The organism is Ruegeria sp. AD6, assembly GCF_056542325.1.
This window is the reverse complement of sequence record NZ_JBQFZQ010000001.1, coordinates 1,084,441-1,096,641: the sequence shown is the minus strand read 5'-3', so window position 1 is coordinate 1,096,641 and position 12,201 is coordinate 1,084,441. Positions and strand designations below refer to the sequence as shown.

The following is a 12,201-nucleotide window of genomic DNA, read 5'->3' as shown; positions in this document are numbered from 1 at the left end:
CGGCCCTCGGGTTACTTGCGATTCCCGGCAGCGACGCGATCTTTCATCAGATGCGACGGGCGGAAGGTCAGCACGCGGCGCGGCTGAATCGGAACCTCTTCGCCGGTTTTGGGGTTGCGACCGATACGGGCGGTTTTGTCGCGAACGCTGAACGTACCAAAAGACGAGATTTTCACCTGCTCGCCGCGCACCAAAGCGTCAGACATGTGGTTCAGAACGCTTTCGACCAGCTGTGCGCTTTCGTTGCGTGAAAGGCCCACCTCACGAAAGACGGCCTCGCTCAGATCCATTCGGGTCAGTGTTTTGTCGCCCATACCTTTTTCCCCTGTTGATATCAAAGCATAGGGTCCACGCAAATTCGCTGTCAATATCAATGAATTGCAGGCGGGTGTGTAAGCTGGAATGCGCTTGTTACCAGCGCAGGACAACCGCGCCCCAGGCCAAGCCGCCGCCGATGGCTTCGGTCACCAACAGATCGCCGGGCTTGATTTGCCCGCGCTGTTTGCCCACCGACAGGGCCAGCGGGATCGAGGCGGCCGAGGTGTTTCCGTGGTCCTGCACGGTTACGACCACGTTTTCCATCGGCAGGCCCATTTTCTTGGCGGTGCCTTGAATGATGCGGATATTGGCCTGATGCGGCACGATCCAGTCGACATCTTCGTTGGACAGGCCGGCGCTCGACAGGGCGGTTTCGGCCGTTTTGGTCAGCTTTTCAACAGCGTGACGGAAGACTTGATTGCCCTGCATGCGCAGATAGCCGGTGGATTGCGTCGATACGCCACCATCCACGTACAGCAACTCCCGATAGCGCCCGTCCGAATTCAGATCGGTTGCCAGAATGCCCCGGTCATCTGAGGTGCCGTGGCCTTCCTGATGCTCAAGCACCAATGCCCCCGCGCCATCGCCGAACAAGACGCAGGTCGAGCGGTCGGTCCAGTCCATGATTCGCGAAAACGTCTCGGCCCCGATGACCAGAACCCGTTTGGCCTGACCCGACAGAATCAGCGCGTTGGCATTGCTGAGGGCAAAGACAAACCCGGCGCAGACGGCCTGTACGTCAAAGGCAAACCCCCTGGTCATACCCAGCCGCGCCTGAACCATCGTCGCGGCGGAAGGGAAGGTCAGGTCAGCAGTTGAGGTGGCCAGGACGATGGCGTCGATATCGTCCGCCTCAAGCCCGGCATCCGCAAGGGCCGCCTGAGCGGCGTTGGTGGCCAGATCCGACGTGGTTTCCCCCTCGGCTGCAAAATGGCGACGTTCGATCCCGGACCGGGTCCGGATCCATTCATCGGTGGTGTCGAGTGTCTTTTCGAACTCGGAATTCGGAACAACGCGTTCTGGCAAATAATGCCCGACACCTACAACAACTGAGCGGCCTGCCATGCTGGGGTACTGCCTTTTTTGTTATTTTTCCGTCTGCGGCGCAGATTGCGCGGCATCTTGTGCAAGCTGGGCCGTCGATGCAACCCGTGCCGCCAATTTTTCGGCAAAACCCGACTCGGCCAAAGTGAAGGCCAGCTTGACCGCCGCTGACACTCCGGTCGGGTCAGCGCCGCCATGGGATTTGACCACCGTGCCGTTCAGCCCAAGGAACACACCGCCATTTACACGTCGCGGGTCGATCCGCTTTTTCAAACGGTTCAGCGAGGTGATGGCAAGGATCGAGGCCAGCCGGGACAGTGGCGTGTATTTGAACGCCTGCCGCAGCAGGTCGCCAATCAGGCTGGCGGTGCCTTCCCCGGTCTTGATCGCGACGTTGCCGGTAAACCCATCGGTTACAATGACATCTGCCTTGTCGCCGGGAATGTCGCTGCCTTCGACAAAACCCACGAAATCGAAATTCGCAGGCTCGGCGAAATCGGCGATCATGGCATGCGCCTCTTTTAACTCGGCGCGGCCCTTGTGTTCTTCGGTGCCCACATTCAGCAGCCCGATCCGGGGGCGGTGCAGGGCCATGCCGTTACGGGCATAAGATGCGCCCATCAGGGCGTATTGCAGCAGATCCTTGGCGTCGGCGCGCACATCCGCACCGACATCCAGCATCACATTGAACCCCTGCGGGTTGCGCGAAGGCCACAGAATCGCAATCGCCGGGCGGTTCACACCTGGCAGTTTGCGCAGGCGCATCATCGACAAAGCCATCAGCGCGCCGGTATTGCCGCAGGACACCGCGCCATGCGCCTCGCCCTGACGGACGGCCTCAAGCGTGGACCACATCGAGGTCTGCTTGCCGCTGCGCACAACCTGGCTGGGCTTGTCTTCCATCGTGACCACGTCAGGGCAATCACGAAAAGCGACGCGCCCTTCAAGGACGCGCCGTTTTGCCACGAGCTTGCGCAGCATGTCTTCCGGACCGTGCAGAAGAAACCCGATATTGGGGTTCTTTTTGGCCGATTCCGCGAGGCCTGCAACAACAACTGCGGGACCTTCGTCCCCCCCCATAGCGTCAACCGAGATGGTGATCCGTTCGGCGTGCGTGGGTTGTTCAGTCATGCCTTGGCCTGCGCTCAATCAGGCTTAGGCTGCGTCTTCGTCCAGGTCGATTTCGTCGGCCTGCGCGACGACTTCACGATCGTCATAGTGGCCGCAGGATGCGCAAACGTGGTGCGGGCGCTTCAGCTCGCCACAGTTCGGGCATTCGTTCGGGTTTGCAGCAACCAGAGCGTCGTGTGCGCGGCGGTTGTTGCGACGCGACTTGGAAACTTTGTTCTGTTGGACGGCCATGGTCTCAACCTTTGTCTACTGAGGGTCAGCAGATTCGCCGCCGACCGTGGTTTCATATTTCGTTTATCGTGGTTTGACGCGCGTTTAGGGGACCAGCCCCGAAATGTCCAACCCAAAATCCGATGAGCGCGCGAAAATACTGCGATTCTCGTCATGTTCAAGTGATTTTTCTGACCGCCTGCTATGACAGGAAAACAGACCTCTGTCACTCGTCTTTTTTCAGGGCATCGCGCAATTCCGCCAGCCCTGCGAAGGGTTTGACATCCTCATCCGTCATCGCCTGTTTGCCCGGTTCGGTATAGTCGGCCTGACCCAGTTCGGCCCCGTCCTTGCGTGGGTATTGGGGCAGGGCCAGCGAAAGCGCCTCGACCATCACGGCTGCTGGGTCGATCTCAGCGCCCAATGGCTCGGTTTCGTCATCTTCGGGGATTTCGAACTCGGGCTCGTCAGGGTCGGTCCAGTCGGCCACAAATAGGCGCGAAACTGGGATGTCGATCCGGGTGGTCACGGGTTCAAGCGTCACCACACAGGGCTGAATCACAGTCGCCCCCAGCTTGCCGGACAGCGCCCAGTCGCGTTTTCCTGCTGCGCGCAGATCTCCGACAAAGCTGAGCTTGCGCAGGCCGAGCAGGCCCAGATCCCGGCCAATAGCCTCCAACACGTCCTTTCCCGGGCGCAATTCGAACCGGGTGGGGGCGTTTTGTGGCAGGTCGGCCACCCGCAATGCAGTAACGTCGCTCATTCGTGAGCCTTTCTATGTGTTGAACCGTGGCAGCGGTTTCTGTAATCGGATAGAAGCCGCAAGAGGCCAAGGCAAGAGGGTGCGTATGTTGATGATTGGAAACAGGTCGAAATCGGCGATGCGTTCGCTTGCGTTGGTGGCCTGTCTGGCTGTGATCACCGCCTGCACTCCGATCTTCAGGAATCACGGCTATGTGCCTCCGGCCGAGGATCTGGCCGAGATCAAGGTGGGCACGGATACACGCGAAAGTGTGGCCGAGGCAGTTGGCGCGCCCGGTGCCTCGGGCGTGGTGCGCGATTCCGGCTATTACTATGTCCGGTCCCGAATCCGCCACTATGGCCCCAAACGGCCCGAGGTCGTTTCGCGCGAGGTGGTTGCCATCAGCTTCGATCAGCGCGGGGTGGTCAGCAATGTCGAACGCTTTGGCCTGGAGGATGGGGTCGTCATCCCGCTGGAACGCCGCGTGACCGAATCCAGTGTCGAGAACACCGGCTTCCTGCGTCAGCTGCTGGGCAATATCGGCAACTTCAACCCGGCCAACATTCCGGGCGCGTCGAACTAAGTCACGGGATCGTCTTGCGAGGTTCACAGGACGGTCACATGTCTTATGATATCGGGGCGGTAACTTGGATCTCCGGTCAGCAACCTCGGAGGATGCGACCATGGCAACAGCCGTTTTGTTGAACAAAGGGCGCTATCGGGCCCGGTTGGCGCAGTCTGAACGGGACGTAGCGGCGGCGCAGTCGCTGCGGACGCTGGCCTTTGCGACGGAACAAACCGACGCGGACGCGTTTGATGCGGTGTGTTCCCATGTGCTGGTCGAGGATATGCAGGCCGGTGGGCAGCTTGTGTGCTGTTTCCGGATGTTGACCATGGGGAGCGGGTCCGAGATCGCGCATAGCTATTCGGCGCAGTTCTATGACCTGTCCAGTCTGGAAGGGTTCGGCGGGCGTATGGTCGAGATGGGCCGTTTCTGCATTCACCCCGATTGGACTGACCCGGACATCCTGCGCGTGGCCTGGGGGGCGATGACCGCGTTTGTCGATCAAAACCGGATCGAGATGCTGTTTGGCTGCTCGTCCTTCGCCGGGATCGAGACCGAGCAATATCTGGATTCCTTTGCCATGCTCAAACACCGCCATCTGGCCCCGAAACGCTGGTTGCCGCGCGTAAAGGCCCCGGATGTCTTTCGCTTTGCCGCGCGTTTGCGGCGCATGCCGGATGCGAAACAGGCAATGCTGCGGATGCCGCCGTTGCTGCGGACATACCTGCTGATGGGCGGCTGGGTCAGCGATCATGCGGTGGTGGACCGGCATATGAACACTCTGCACGTGTTCACCGGGCTTGAGATTGGGGCGATTCCCCCGGCACGGAAACGTTTGCTGCGAGCGGTGGCCGGGTGAATCCGTATTTTTGACGAGAAGAAGCAGGGGCGTTGACGCGCCAGCCCAGCCGGTTTAGCTGGCGGGCATGGCGAGAATTCCTTTGTTGCAGATGTCCGGCATTTCCCTGACCTTCGGGGGCGATCCGGTATTTTCCGAGCTTGATCTGGTGGTTCAGCCGGGCGACCGCGTGGCGCTTGTGGGGCGGAACGGGTCGGGTAAATCCACGCTGATGAAAGTGATGGCGGGACTGGTCGAGGCAGATCAGGGCGAGATCGTCGTGCCACCCGGAAAGTCCGTTGGGTATATGGAACAGGACCCCGGAATGGAGGGGTTCGCCACGCTGGGCGACTATGCCGCCAGCGGGTTGGAACCCGGAGAGCTGTATAAGGTCGAGCGTGCGGGTGAAGGGCTGAAATTCGACCCCACGCGCCCCGTTGAGACTGCCTCGGGCGGCGAGCGGCGGCGGGCGGCATTGGCCAAGCTGATGGCCGAAGCGCCGGACCTGATGCTACTGGACGAGCCGACCAACCACCTTGATATCGAAGCCATCGCGTGGCTTGAGCGCGAGTTGGGCGCGACGCGGGCCGCTTTTGTGCTGATCTCGCACGACCGCGCGTTTTTGCGGGCGTTGACTCGGGCGACGCTGTGGATTGATCGCGGTGCAGTACGGCGGCAAGAGCAGGGGTTTGATGCGTTCGAGGCCTGGCGCGACAAGGTTTGGGAAGAGGAAGATCAGCAACGCCACAAGCTTAACCGCCTGATCAAGTCCGAGGCGAAATGGGCCGTCGAGGGCATCAGCGCCCGCCGCAAGCGCAATCAGGGCCGGGTGCGGGCGTTGCAGGCGCTGCGGGCCGAGAAGGCGGCGCAGATCAAACGTCAGGGCTCGGCCGCGATGACGCTGGAGGCCGGGCCGAAATCGGGCCGCAAGGTGATCGAAGCCAAAGGGCTGGCCAAGGGGTTCGGCGACACGCAGATCGTGCGGAATTTCGACCTGCTGGTGCAGCGTGGGGATCGCGTGGCCTTTGTCGGACCCAATGGGGTGGGCAAGACCACGTTGTTGAAGATGCTCTTGGGGCAAGTGGAGCCGGATGCCGGCGCGGTCGCTTTGGGCACCAATCTGGAGATTGCGGTGTTCGACCAGACCCGCGCGCAGCTGGACCCAGAGATGACCCTGTGGGACAGTCTGACCGGCGACCCCGAAATGCGGGTGTCGGGCAAGGCCGATCAGGTCATGGTGGGTGGGCAGCCCAAGCATGTGGTGGGTTATCTCAAGGAGTTTCTGTTCGACGACGCGCAGGCGCGGGCCGCCGTCAAATCCCTGTCGGGTGGCGAAAAGGCGCGGTTGCTGCTGGCCAAACTGATGGCGAAATCGTCAAACCTGCTGGTGCTGGACGAACCGACCAACGATCTGGATGTGGAAACGCTGGACCTGTTGCAGGAATTGCTGGACGACTATGACGGCACCGTCCTGCTGGTCAGCCACGACCGGGATTTTCTGGACCGGGTTGCCACAACCACCATCGCGATGGAAGGCAATGGGCGCGCCACGGTCTATGCCGGGGGCTGGTCGGACTATATCGCTCAGCGCGGAGAGGTTGCTGGGAAAAAGGAAGAAAAACCAAAGCCCTCCAAGCCGAAGGTCAAGCAGGAGGCGAAGCCGAAATCGGGCCTGTCCTTCTCGGAAAAACACCGGTTGGAGAAACTGCCCGTCGAGATCGCGCGCCTTGAGGCCGAGATCGGTAAGCTGGAAGAGTTGATGTCTGACCCCGACCTGTTCACGCGTGAGCCGGTCAAGTTCCAGAAGGCGTCTGAAGCGCTGGTTGAACGGCAGGAAAAGCTGTCGGCGGCTGAGGAAGAGTGGCTGATTCTGGAAGAGAAGGCCGAGGCCGGGTAAACGCAGACTCTTCGACGCTCAAAAGGCCACATTGAAAAAGTTTCACAAAACCGGAGCCTGGCGACTGCTCCGGCTTTGCCGTGGATGGGATCAACCGATCCGTGTCATTTCGTTCAGCGTAAACTCGGCCACGGCCCCTTCGGTAGCCTCCATATACGCCGCGAGATGGGGCGCGTTCATATGCGTTTGCCACAGGTCACGGCTTTCCCAATTCTCATAAAACGCGAAAACACCGGGATTGGTTGTGTCCACATGCAGGTCGTATTGAATGCATCCGTCTTCGACACGGGTGATTGGGATCAGCTTTTCAAGCTCGGCGCGGACAAGGTCTTCCTTACCCGGATGGGCCGTGATTTGAGCGAGAATGGTCAGGGCCATGATGTCTCCTTACAGGGTTCAGTTGCGATGACCCGGGATATGTGACACGTATACAAAACACGCAAGTACGCACTATTTATGCAGGTAGGTACCTTTTGTATACTGTCAAAGGCAGGAGGCGGCGGTGGATCGATTTGAAAGATATGACTGCAGTGCAGGCTGCCCGGTTGAGGCCGGGTTGGAGCAGATATCGGGAAAATGGAAAGGGCTGGTAATCTATCATCTTCTTGGCGGCACCATGCGCTTTAACGCCTTGTCCCGTGCGCTGGGTACGGTGACCCAGCGCAGCCTGACCAAGCAATTGCGCGAGCTTGAGGCAGATGGAATCGTGCATCGAAAGGTATTTGCCGAGGTGCCGCCCCGAGTGGAGTACAGCCTGACTGAAAAGGGGCAAGCGCTGCGCCCTGTGATCGCGGCTTTGGCGGATTGGGGTCAGAACAGGGTTATCGGAGGGGGTGAATAGGCCGGGCGGGGTTGCCGACCACGGTTTCTCTGGCTGCCACGTCTTTGGTGACGACGCTGCCCGCGCCGATGGTTGCGTTGTCGCCAATGGTAATGCCGGGCATCAGAATGGCACCGCCGCCGAACCAGACATTCCGGCCAATGGTCACGGGTAAGCCGATTTCCAGACCCTGGGCGCGCTCGGTTGGGTCTTTGGCGTGCTGGGCGCAATAGATCTGAACATGGGGGCCGAACATCGTGTCGTCACCGATCCGAACCGGCGCGGTGTCCAGAATCACGCATCCGGCGTTGAAATAGACCCGGTGTCCAAGGTGGATGTTCATCCCGTAAGCGCAGTGAAACGGTGCTTCGAGATAACACTCGGACCCAAGGTCCGCGAACAGCGTTTGCAATTCAGGAGCCAGCGCGCCGCGATCGTCTGGCGGGCAAGTGTTGTGCGCGTGAACTGCGCGGCGGGCTTGCGCCCGCAACGCGTCCAACTCGGGGTCCAGGCAGCAATACCACTGCCCGGCCTGCATCTTTTCACGCTCGGTCATTCGACAGACCTAGCGCATACGCAGCGCTCCGTCGATGCGGATGACTTCGCCGTTCAGATAGCCCATCTCGACAATGAAACCGGCAAGGCGGGCGTATTCATTGGGATCCCCCAGGCGAGCGGGGTTCGGAACGTCAGCAGCCAGTTGCTGCTGCACCTCTTCGGGCAGGCCCGCCAGCATCGGCGTCATGAAAATGCCCGGAGCGATGGCCATCACGCGGATACCGGTCGAGGCCAGATCGCGCGCCATGGGTAAGGTCATACCCACCACGCCGCCTTTTGACGCCGCATAGGCCGCCTGGCCCTTTTGGCCGTCGAATGCGGCAATTGAAGCGGTGTTGATGATCACGCCGCGCGCGCCATCCGGCTCTGGTTCGTTTTTGGCCATCTCAACGGCTGCCAGTCGCGACACGTTGAAGGTGCCGACCAGATTGATGTCGATGGTGCGCTGAAAGGCGTCCAGCGGGTGCGGGCCATCGCGGCCCACGGTTTTGATCCCGTAGGCGATCCCGGCACAGTTCACCGTGGCGGTGATCCGACCCATTTTGCTTGCTGCGGTGGCAACAGCAGCCGCGACCGAGCCTTCGTCGGTGACATCGGTTTGTGCAAAATGGCCGCCGATTTCATTGGCCACCTGCGCGCCGCGGTCTTCATCCCGGTCCAGAATCGTGACTTGCGCACCGTGTTGCGCGAAATGGCGGGCAGTGGCCTCGCCAAGACCCGACGCGCCTCCGGTGACGAGTGCGGCTGTGTTCGACAGGTTCATCGGATGCCTCCCAGATTTATGAACGTATGTTCAATAAGCGGCTTGGGTCGGGTGTGTCCAGATGTTTGGCCAAAGACCAAGCGTCATTTGCATCCGACGTGGGTGACGCGAGGTTAACAAATCTTCAGCCAGCGTTCATCCGGACCTCACGAGACGTCTCCATCTCGTGATCGAATAGCCTGACATGGTCAGGTGTTTCTATGTCAGGAGGTACCGACATGTTAACGAGTACGAAGCACAAATTGGGTGCGTTTGCGATTGCACCATTTGTTGGAGTTTTGATGGCCAGCAGCGCCGCGGCCGCGCCCGAGGTTTGCGATTGGCGAACCGCGCGGACGGCGGCGAATAGCGGCGATTATGCTGCGCTGTGTGACTGCACGCAGGTCACGCCGAGCTTTCTGAAGCAGCTACAGCGGCGCGCGGATTTCGAGACCACGTTGCAGAACACCGGCGCGATGTGCCCCGGTTTGGCGGCATTGCTGACGGATCTGCCGACGGCGTCGATTTCGGACGCAGGCAGCACACGGGGCGAAGACCGCAGTTCGGATCGGGTCGCTCAGGGCCCGACGGGTGGTGGAAACGATGGCGGCAATACCGGCGGCGGAGGTCAGGGCCCGGGTAATGGTGGCGGCACCGGTGGAAACGACGGCCCTGGCGACGGTGGTGGTGACGGTCCCGGCGACGGTGGCGGCGATAACCCCGGCAATGGTGGAGGTGACAACCCCGGCAATGGCGGCGGTGACAACCCTGGAAACGGTGGCGGTGAAGGCCCCGGCAAAGGCGGTGGCAAAGGTGGCGGCAAGGGCGGCGACGGTAAAGGTGGCGGCAAGGGCGGCGACGGCCCCGGAAACGGAAATGGGAATGCAGGCAACCCCGGTAACGGCGGCGGTAACAACAACGGTTCCGGACCAGGTACCGGCAATAACGGTAACAATAATGGCCAGGGCAACGGTTCCGGACACGGCAAAGGCGGCGACGGCAAAGGTGGCGGCAAAGGTGGCGGCAAAGGCAAAAAGTGACCCGGCACGCTTGAATAGTAATCGGCCACTTTCGGGTGGCCGAGTTTTTGTTGGCGCCAGATCATCCCTAACGCCCGGTCATCGTCAATTCACAAAAAAGACCAGTCGATCAAAGATCCAACGGTATGCTGAACGGTTTAATCCCCGTGGCAACTGGCATCTTCTTGACAACCGAAGGGGGGAGTTTTGTCCTGGGGATACGTTCGGTCGGCTTGCCGTCTCGGAAGAAACTGTCAAACCGCCAACTGGCCTGCAGGGTCTTTGGTAGCTTGCTCAGCATCCGCGTGGTCTCTTTGGACGCGCCGCTACCCCACCACGGTTTCATCGCGCCCTTGCATTTTGCGTGAAACCGGACCCGCACGCGGTAGCCAGTGACTTTTTCTTCCTTTTTCACATCCTCAAGCAATCTGATCAGCTTGGATTCGAACTTGCTGTAGTAAGTTGAATTCGAACTTGTCGACATCGGCGTCAGGTTCACGTTGGTTCCCGGGCCGCCCAGTTGTTCGCTGAGGATATGACCTTTGACATAGGTCTGGGCCTGCAGCTCGGAATAGTCAGCCAACATATGAATTTCGCTAAGCGCCAATAGTTCTAGGATTTTTTCGACCGATTTGGCTTTGGCCAGCTTCTGCAGTGTCGTCTTGTTCGCAAGCGCCTTTTGAACCGCCGATAGGTCAATCAAATCCTTGACGTCCCAGCGAGAGTTAAAGCGTTCGACGATGTTGCAGTGACCCGAAGCGGGCGGGCTGCCTTTCAGCTTCAAACTGTCTGTCGTCAAAACACAGGTGACTTCATCCGCTCCGGTCGAGAATTTCTCGCCTTCGAAGACAACATCGCTTCTTTTGGTGGATTTGAAAATATTCTGAACAACCATGACACAACAATCTGCGAAACCAAAACCCCGAACAGGTTAGCACAGAATGCATCACGGCAAAGAAGCCGAGTTCACAGAAGGCCCCTGAGCACGCCCTTACGCGCTCAGGGTCAATCGGTTTAGCCCAGTTGCACCAGCGCGTGCCGTTTCTTGCCCGCGCTTAGTTTGATGGGTGAGGACAAGGCACCCGCATCGATCATCAGCCCCGCATCTGTCAGCGGCGCGTCGTCCAATTTGGCCCCGTTTTCGGCAATCAGGCGCTTGGCCTCTTTGCCGGATTTGGCCAGACCGGATTTCACGATCAATTGCACGATCGACATGCCGTCGCCCAGCTCAGCGGCGCTGAGGGTCAGGGTCGGCAGGTCGTCGCCCACGCCGCCTTTTTCGAACACCTCGCGCGCAGTAGCTTCGGCGGTTGCCGCGGCCTGTGCACCGTGGGCAAGCGTGGTCACTTCGTTGGCGAGGCGGATTTTGGCCTCATTGATCTCGGACCCTTGCAGCGCGCCCAGCCGATCACACTCATCCACCGGCATTTCGGTGTAGAGCTTCAGGAACCGCCCCACGTCCGCATCGGTGGTGTTGCGCCAGAACTGCCAGAACTCATAGGGCGAGCGCATGTCGGCGTTCAGCCAGACTGCACCGTCCTGAGATTTGCCCATTTTCTTGCCGTCGCTGGTGGTCAGCAGGGGCGAGGTCAGGCCGTAAATCTCGTGATCCAGCACCCGGCGGGTCAGGTCGATGCCGTTGACGATGTTGCCCCACTGGTCCGAGCCACCCATTTGCAGAACACAGCCGTAACGGCGGTTCAGTTCAAGGAAGTCATAGGCCTGCAGGATCATGTAGTTGAATTCGAGGAAGCTGAGCGACTGCTCGCGATCCAGCCGCGATTTCACCGATTCAAAGCTCAGCATCCGGTTGACCGAGAAATGCCGCCCGATATCGCGCAGGAAATCAAGGTAGTTCAGGCCGTCCAGCCACTCGGCATTGTTCAGCATCAGCGCCTTGTTCTCGGCGTCGCTGTCATAGTCGATATAGGCGGAGAATACCTTTTTGATGCCCGCGATGTTCTCATTGATCTGCTCGGGCCCCAGCAGGGGGCGTTCGTCCGCACGAAACGACGGGTCGCCCACCTTGGTGGTGCCGCCGCCCATCAGAGTGATCGGCTGGTGGCCGGTCTTCTGGAACCAGCGCAGCATCATGATCTGGATCAGGCTGCCCACATGCAACGACTTGGCCGTTGCATCAAAGCCGATATAAGCCGGTTTGCACCCACTGATCAGCGCCTCATCAAGGCCCTGATAATCGGTGCAGTCGGCAAGAAAGCCGCGCTCGATCATCGTGGCGATGAAATCCGATTTGGGGTGGTAGGTCATATCGTGCCCTCGGGGTTACTATTGCGGGGCACTGTATAGGCGGCAGGAT

At 60.0% G+C, this 12,201-nt stretch carries 15 protein-coding genes; 5 read left to right on the top strand and 10 right to left on the bottom strand.

Translation table 11 applies throughout. From position 1 onward, the window contains the following. Nucleotides 1-11: 11 nt before the first annotated feature. The 5 genes from ihfA to ACR0KJ_RS05295 form a co-directional block, all read right to left on the bottom strand. Nucleotides 12-314 carry an integration host factor subunit alpha gene (gene ihfA, locus ACR0KJ_RS05315; protein WP_008755922.1) on the bottom strand — a complete coding sequence of 101 codons (303 nt, stop codon included), beginning with the start codon at nucleotides 312-314 and terminating at the stop codon, nucleotides 12-14. Nucleotides 315-411: 97 nt separating this feature from the next. Then, nucleotides 412-1,383 (bottom strand): beta-ketoacyl-ACP synthase III, encoded by a 972-nt coding sequence (locus ACR0KJ_RS05310; protein WP_170450076.1) that lies wholly within the window; start codon nucleotides 1,381-1,383, stop codon nucleotides 412-414. Between the two features lie 21 nt (nucleotides 1,384-1,404). Continuing rightward, nucleotides 1,405-2,493: a phosphate acyltransferase PlsX gene (gene plsX, locus ACR0KJ_RS05305; protein WP_170629168.1), complete on the bottom strand. Its 1,089-nt coding sequence runs from the start codon at nucleotides 2,491-2,493 to the stop codon at nucleotides 1,405-1,407. Between the two features lie 24 nt (nucleotides 2,494-2,517). Then, nucleotides 2,518-2,724, bottom strand: a complete 207-nt coding sequence (rpmF, locus tag ACR0KJ_RS05300; protein ID WP_008756996.1) for a 50S ribosomal protein L32 — start codon at nucleotides 2,722-2,724, stop codon at nucleotides 2,518-2,520. A 205-nt stretch (nucleotides 2,725-2,929) separates the two neighbouring features. After that, nucleotides 2,930-3,466, bottom strand: coding sequence for a DUF177 domain-containing protein (locus ACR0KJ_RS05295; RefSeq protein ID WP_170621944.1), 537 nt, complete (start codon nucleotides 3,464-3,466; stop codon nucleotides 2,930-2,932). Between the two features lie 85 nt (nucleotides 3,467-3,551). On the opposite strand from ACR0KJ_RS05295, the gene ACR0KJ_RS05290 reads away from it, so the two are divergent. The 3 genes from ACR0KJ_RS05290 to ACR0KJ_RS05280 all read left to right on the top strand — a co-directional run bounded on the left by ACR0KJ_RS05290 (nucleotide 3,552) and on the right by ACR0KJ_RS05280 (nucleotide 6,745). Further along, complete coding sequence (locus tag ACR0KJ_RS05290; protein ID WP_170450082.1) at nucleotides 3,552-4,028, top strand: outer membrane protein assembly factor BamE domain-containing protein; 477 nt, start codon at nucleotides 3,552-3,554, stop codon at nucleotides 4,026-4,028. A gap of 100 nt (nucleotides 4,029-4,128) precedes the next feature. Next, the gene (locus tag ACR0KJ_RS05285) at nucleotides 4,129-4,869 is read left to right on the top strand and encodes a GNAT family N-acyltransferase (RefSeq protein WP_170621943.1); all 741 of its coding nucleotides are present in this window, start codon (nucleotides 4,129-4,131) and stop codon (nucleotides 4,867-4,869) included. Nucleotides 4,870-4,936: 67 nt separating this feature from the next. Beyond that, nucleotides 4,937-6,745, top strand: coding sequence for an ABC-F family ATP-binding cassette domain-containing protein (locus tag ACR0KJ_RS05280; RefSeq protein ID WP_480626118.1), 1,809 nt, complete (start codon nucleotides 4,937-4,939; stop codon nucleotides 6,743-6,745). Between the two features lie 90 nt (nucleotides 6,746-6,835). Here ACR0KJ_RS05280 and ACR0KJ_RS05275 read toward each other — a convergent pair whose 3' ends face one another. After that, nucleotides 6,836-7,123 (bottom strand): putative quinol monooxygenase, encoded by a 288-nt coding sequence (locus tag ACR0KJ_RS05275; RefSeq protein ID WP_170450086.1) that lies wholly within the window; start codon nucleotides 7,121-7,123, stop codon nucleotides 6,836-6,838. 124 nt (nucleotides 7,124-7,247) lie between these two features. On the opposite strand from ACR0KJ_RS05275, the gene ACR0KJ_RS05270 reads away from it, so the two are divergent. Beyond that, nucleotides 7,248-7,586, top strand: coding sequence for a winged helix-turn-helix transcriptional regulator (locus ACR0KJ_RS05270; RefSeq protein WP_170450088.1), 339 nt, complete (start codon nucleotides 7,248-7,250; stop codon nucleotides 7,584-7,586). Here the strand turns inward: ACR0KJ_RS05270 and ACR0KJ_RS05265 are convergent. Together ACR0KJ_RS05265 and ACR0KJ_RS05260 are read right to left on the bottom strand one after the other, a co-directional pair. Continuing rightward, complete coding sequence (locus ACR0KJ_RS05265) at nucleotides 7,567-8,121, bottom strand: sugar O-acetyltransferase (protein WP_170450090.1); 555 nt, start codon at nucleotides 8,119-8,121, stop codon at nucleotides 7,567-7,569. The genes ACR0KJ_RS05270 and ACR0KJ_RS05265 overlap by 20 nt on opposite strands. A 9-nt stretch (nucleotides 8,122-8,130) precedes the next feature. Beyond that, nucleotides 8,131-8,886 (bottom strand): SDR family NAD(P)-dependent oxidoreductase, encoded by a 756-nt coding sequence (locus ACR0KJ_RS05260; protein WP_170450092.1) that lies wholly within the window; start codon nucleotides 8,884-8,886, stop codon nucleotides 8,131-8,133. A 281-nt stretch (nucleotides 8,887-9,167) separates the two neighbouring features. Between ACR0KJ_RS05260 and ACR0KJ_RS05255 the strand changes: the two genes are divergently transcribed. After that, entirely contained in the window at nucleotides 9,168-9,905 is a 738-nt protein-coding gene (locus ACR0KJ_RS05255) for a hypothetical protein (RefSeq protein ID WP_170450094.1), read from the top strand. A gap of 109 nt (nucleotides 9,906-10,014) precedes the next feature. Here the strand turns inward: ACR0KJ_RS05255 and ACR0KJ_RS05250 are convergent, their stop codons facing one another. Continuing rightward, nucleotides 10,015-10,779, bottom strand: coding sequence for a DNA/RNA non-specific endonuclease (locus tag ACR0KJ_RS05250; RefSeq protein ID WP_480626117.1), 765 nt, complete (start codon nucleotides 10,777-10,779; stop codon nucleotides 10,015-10,017). 119 nt (nucleotides 10,780-10,898) lie between these two features. Continuing rightward, a complete protein-coding gene (gene tyrS, locus ACR0KJ_RS05245) occupies nucleotides 10,899-12,152 on the bottom strand; it encodes a tyrosine--tRNA ligase (protein ID WP_170450097.1) in 1,254 nt (417 codons plus the stop codon). Nucleotides 12,153-12,201 lie beyond the last annotated feature (49 nt).

Bases quoted from the DNA above. Each gene is read 5' to 3' on its own strand.
- ACR0KJ_RS05265 (WP_170450090.1), bottom strand. From the start codon at position 8,121: ATGACCGAGCGTGAAAAGATGCAGGCCGGGCAGTGGTATTGCTGCCTG.
- ACR0KJ_RS05290 (WP_170450082.1), top strand. From the start codon at position 3,552: ATGTTGATGATTGGAAACAGGTCGAAATCGGCGATGCGTTCGCTTGCG.
- ACR0KJ_RS05250 (WP_480626117.1), bottom strand. From the start codon at position 10,779: ATGGTTGTTCAGAATATTTTCAAATCCACCAAAAGAAGCGATGTTGTC.
- ACR0KJ_RS05275 (WP_170450086.1), bottom strand. From the start codon at position 7,123: ATGGCCCTGACCATTCTCGCTCAAATCACGGCCCATCCGGGTAAGGAA.
- rpmF (WP_008756996.1), bottom strand. From the start codon at position 2,724: ATGGCCGTCCAACAGAACAAAGTTTCCAAGTCGCGTCGCAACAACCGC.
- ACR0KJ_RS05310 (WP_170450076.1), bottom strand. From the start codon at position 1,383: ATGGCAGGCCGCTCAGTTGTTGTAGGTGTCGGGCATTATTTGCCAGAA.
- ihfA (WP_008755922.1), bottom strand. From the start codon at position 314: ATGGGCGACAAAACACTGACCCGAATGGATCTGAGCGAGGCCGTCTTT.
- ACR0KJ_RS05280 (WP_480626118.1), top strand. From the start codon at position 4,937: ATGGCGAGAATTCCTTTGTTGCAGATGTCCGGCATTTCCCTGACCTTC.
- tyrS (WP_170450097.1), bottom strand. From the start codon at position 12,152: ATGACCTACCACCCCAAATCGGATTTCATCGCCACGATGATCGAGCGC.
- ACR0KJ_RS05255 (WP_170450094.1), top strand. From the start codon at position 9,168: ATGGCCAGCAGCGCCGCGGCCGCGCCCGAGGTTTGCGATTGGCGAACC.
- plsX (WP_170629168.1), bottom strand. From the start codon at position 2,493: ATGACTGAACAACCCACGCACGCCGAACGGATCACCATCTCGGTTGAC.
- ACR0KJ_RS05295 (WP_170621944.1), bottom strand. From the start codon at position 3,466: ATGAGCGACGTTACTGCATTGCGGGTGGCCGACCTGCCACAAAACGCC.
- ACR0KJ_RS05260 (WP_170450092.1), bottom strand. From the start codon at position 8,886: ATGAACCTGTCGAACACAGCCGCACTCGTCACCGGAGGCGCGTCGGGT.
- ACR0KJ_RS05285 (WP_170621943.1), top strand. From the start codon at position 4,129: ATGGCAACAGCCGTTTTGTTGAACAAAGGGCGCTATCGGGCCCGGTTG.